Below are 3805 nucleotides of genomic sequence, written 5' to 3'. Positions count from 1 at the left end.
TGATGCTGCGTCGGCTGACCAGGCCGAGGCAGCACTCACTCCATATCTGAAACAGTCACTGAGTCCGGCTTCCTCAGGAGAAGCTGGTGGAACTGAACCCGGCGGGCGCCACGCCGGGCTCCGGCTGAACCCACGCACGAGGAGCACCACGAGCATCACGGTCATCGCCGATGTCTGACCGCCCCAGGACGCGAGCAGGAGGTCGAACTGGTTCTCCGCGCCACTGCCTCCCGAGGCGTCGACGAGGACAGAGGATGTGACCGCTTCGAGCTGAACGTCGACCCTGCCGAGGGATCGTTCGTCGTGCTCGAGAGTCGGATCGATCAGAAACCCCTCAGCGAGCACGTGGCCGGCCCGCCTTCACGCGGATGCCCGCCGCTCTGGGCGAACTCCTCGCCGAGCCCCCCGCCCTGACCGTTGAAGTTCTTCGCTGGCCGAACGGGTGGCGGCGCACGCGGGAGCAGTTCAGGTCGCGCCTGAGGGGGCGTGGGGGCGGGGCGGTCAGAGTGAGGGGCGAAGGCGCGAGCCTCGGGCACCTCACCGACCACCTTCGCCATCACTCGAGGCCCCGCACGGTCCGCGCTCGGTGCAGGATCCCCGGCCACACCGAACCCCGGACGACCTGAGACCGCGACGATCCTCCAGCGACCGGCCTCGCAGGACCAGCGCACTCGCCCCGATCTCCAGCCGTGGAGCAACAAGGACCACAGATGCCGGACAACCCCACTCCCCGCAGGCCCGCCGCCGGTGCCGCGCTCGCGTTCCACCGTGCCGTCGTCCTGCTGGCCGCCCACAACCCCGCTGCCACCACGGCCGTCGACCCCAGCGGGATCGAATGGATCGACATGCCGGTCCCGGTGCCGACGATGTCGGGCCTGCACGTGCCCTCGTCCTCGACCGCCGCCGGCGCCCTGCACCGGCTGTCCCGGGCGTTCTGGGCCAGGGGTACGCCGTGGTCGATCAGCGTGATCGGTCCGGTGCCCGAGGTGGTGACCGACCTCGCCGGTGACGGCGGTTTCGTCGAACGCCGGGAACCGACCCTCACGGTGGGGCTGCAGTCCGAGGCGTTCAGCACCCCGACCGGACCGGAGTACCACCTCTTCGTCGAGGACGAGGAACACCGACGGCAGTGGACCACCACGTGCGAGACCGGGTTCGGTCTGCCGGCCGGGACCGCCGGGTCGATCCTCACCCCGGAGCTCATGGCCAGCGGTGTCGTCCGGCCCGTCCTGGCCTCCCGGGACGGCATCCCGGTCGCCACCGCCCTCGCGGTGCTGAACGGGGACGGGTGGCTCGGGTTGTTCTGCGTGGCGACCGTCGCCGGGGCGCGCCGGTCGGGGGTCGCCGAGCGACTGGTGCGCTCGGTGCTCCACCGAGGACGCGACTGGGGCGCGCACACCGCGTACCTGAGATCCACGGAGATGGCCCGGCCCCTCTACCAGGGTCTCGGGTTCGTCGACAGCCGCGACGACACCACGTACTTCATCGCCAGGTCTCCGGAAGCGCAGGAGGTCGGGCGGCGGCCGGCGAACCCCTCCGGGGCGCGTGACGCCCGATCCTTCCCGGCCACGGGCCCGGCTGCTGAGGAACCCACCTCGCTCGGCCGTGCACGTGGAGCAGGCTGAACCGGGCGGTGCGCGCCTGCCGAGCGGCGTCGGACCGAGCAGCCGAGCACGTCATCGCCCGCCCTCGAGCCGTCGTCCCGCGCAGGAACGGTGCAGCACGGGGACGGGATCAGGCGCTGCGCTCACCGGCCCCGTTCGGCGACTCGCACGACGGACTTCCCGGGAGCGGGTGTGCCCTGCTGCGCGATCATGGCGGGGACGTCGGCGAAGGACCACACGGTGCCGACGGGGGTGTCCAGCAGCCCACGATCGACGAACTCGAGCAGCCCGTCCCAGATCGCAGCGTCCTGCCGGGGCGAGTGTCCGGCGGCGAGCACGCCGATCGCGCTCCAGCTGCGCAGCAGCATGTCGGCCGCGTCGAGCACGACCGGCGTACCGCTGGCCCAACCGCGGCCATCGCGACCACGACGATGCGCCCGCCGCGGCTCAATGTCAAGGCCCGGGTTTGATGGAGGGCGTCAAGCAACGCTCAGGCCGCGGTGACGACCTCCCCTGCGATGTCGAAGCGGGCCTGAAACTCGACCGGCGGGATCATCCCCAGCTCCCCGTGCAGCCGTCGGGTGTTGTACCAATCGACGTAGCCCGCGACACCACGCTCGACGTCGTCCAGGCCGCGCCACGGACCCTCACGCCCCGGTAGGTGCGGGTTGCGGATGCACTCGGCCTTGAATAGGGAGTTGAACGCCTCAGCCATCGCATTATCGTAGGAGTCGCCGGTGGAACCGACCGAGGCGACCGCACCCTCAAGCGCTAAACTCTCGGTGTAGCGCAACGCAACATATTGAACTCCCTTATCCGAGTGATGCTTCAACCCGGTCAGATCAGCATCTTCACGACGGTGGATCCACAACGCCATCTGCAGTGCCTCCAGGGCAAGTTCGGTACGCAGGTGATCAGCGACCTGCCAGCCCACGACCCGGCGGGTGCAGACGTCTTGGACGAACGCGGCGTACACCCACCCCGAGCAGGTGCGGATGTAGGTGATGTCGGCCACCCACAGTCGGTCCGGTCGCTCGGCGGTGAAGTTTCGTTCGACCAGGTCCGGGCGGGAATCCGGTGCTCCGGGGGTCGTGGTCCGCGGTGGCTTACCGTTGCGGCGCAGTCCGTGCAGTCCGGCGGACCTCATCAAGCGTTCGACGGTGCAGCGGGCGATACGGGCCGGGGTCTGACCGGTCGGAGTGCGCCGGGTGCGACGGCGGTTGATCGCCGCGTGCAACTTGCGGGCGCCGTACACGCGGAAGTTCTCGGCGTGGACTTCGTCGACCTCGACCAGCGCTGCCTCATCGCTGCGGGCTCGGGCTGAGGGCGGACGGATGCGGGCGGCGTAGTACGTGCTCGGGGCGATCTGCAGTTCCCGGCAGATCGGCTCGACCCCGAACCTCTCCTTGTGTTCGTCGATGTAGCGGGTGCTCAGCGGGAGGGGCGGTCGAGCTCCGCCGCGAAGAAAGCCGAGGCCGACCTCAAGATGGCATTCGCCCGCCGCAGCTCGCGGTTCTCCTTCTCCAGCTCGGCCAGGCGGGCCGCGGCGTCGGTGGTCGTCCCGGGTCGGTCGCCGGCATCGACCTCGGCTTGGGAGACCCAGTTGCGCAGGGTGTCGGGGTTGATGCCGAGCTGACCGGCGATGCTCTTCACCGCCCCGGGGCGGGTGGTGGGGTCGCGGCGGGCCTCGATCGCCATCCGGATTGCGCGCTCACGCAGCTCGTCGGGGTACTTCCGGGGCGCAGCCATGGAGACCATCATCCTCTCGAGGGCGTTGGTTGGAGGTCTCCATCAAACCCGGGCCTCGACACCGTCCCCTCGTCCTCCATCTCGACGCCCCCCGCGGCATCGTGGGCGACCCGCTGTTCCCGACCGTCGAGCGGGACAGGGTAGACACCCGCGACTGAGTTCCCGGTGGGAGCAGGCTGAGCGATCGTCCGGACGGGGTGCGAGAGCATCGCGGCCCGCGACCCCGGAGCAGGATCGCCCCGCCTCCTCCTCCTGCACGTCGACTGAGGAGCGGTACGCGTACCCACGGCGAGCTGGTTCCCGCCCTCTCTCGATGTCTCCCGGCGCGTTCCGCGCTCAGCCCGACATCACCGCCCTGCACGTCATGAGCCCGGTGGCCCGTGACGCGCAGGACGGCACGTCTTCGCTGCCCGTCCCTCCCCGAGGCCAGACGTCAGCCAGCGCGCTGCACC

General features: G+C 70.3%; 3 protein-coding genes, 1 pseudogene and 1 other annotated feature. Of the genes and pseudogenes, 1 reads left to right on the top strand and 3 read right to left on the bottom strand.

The features are described from left to right. Positions 1–345: hypothetical protein (locus ACFQ46_RS11350; RefSeq protein ID WP_380259602.1), on the bottom strand; the 345-nt coding region annotated here is incomplete at its 3' end. 365 nt (positions 346–710) lie between these two features. Between ACFQ46_RS11350 and ACFQ46_RS11345 the strand changes: the two genes are divergently transcribed. Further along, the gene (locus ACFQ46_RS11345) at positions 711–1625 is read left to right on the top strand and encodes a GNAT family N-acetyltransferase (protein ID WP_380259601.1); all 915 of its coding nucleotides are present in this window, start codon (positions 711–713) and stop codon (positions 1623–1625) included. A gap of 122 nt (positions 1626–1747) precedes the next feature. On the opposite strand, the gene ACFQ46_RS11340 is transcribed toward ACFQ46_RS11345, so the two are convergent. Together ACFQ46_RS11340 and ACFQ46_RS11335 are read right to left on the bottom strand one after the other, a co-directional pair. After that, positions 1748–1990 (bottom strand): hypothetical protein, encoded by a 243-nt coding sequence (locus tag ACFQ46_RS11340; protein WP_380259600.1) that lies wholly within the window; start codon positions 1988–1990, stop codon positions 1748–1750. Positions 1991–2094: 104 nt separating this feature from the next. Beyond that, positions 2095–3353 (bottom strand): annotated as a pseudogene (locus tag ACFQ46_RS11335) (IS3 family transposase). Beyond that, positions 2962–3075 (bottom strand) — a sequence feature (AL1L pseudoknot). It overlaps the preceding pseudogene by 114 nt. Positions 3354–3805: the final 452 nt, after the last annotated feature.

Origin of the sequence: Kineococcus sp. GCM10028916 (assembly GCF_042674865.1) — a bacterium.
Taxonomy (GTDB): Bacteria; Actinomycetota; Actinomycetes; order Actinomycetales; family Kineococcaceae; genus Kineococcus.
Note: the sequence above shows the minus strand (reverse complement) of the source record. Positions and strands in the feature narration are given on the sequence as shown.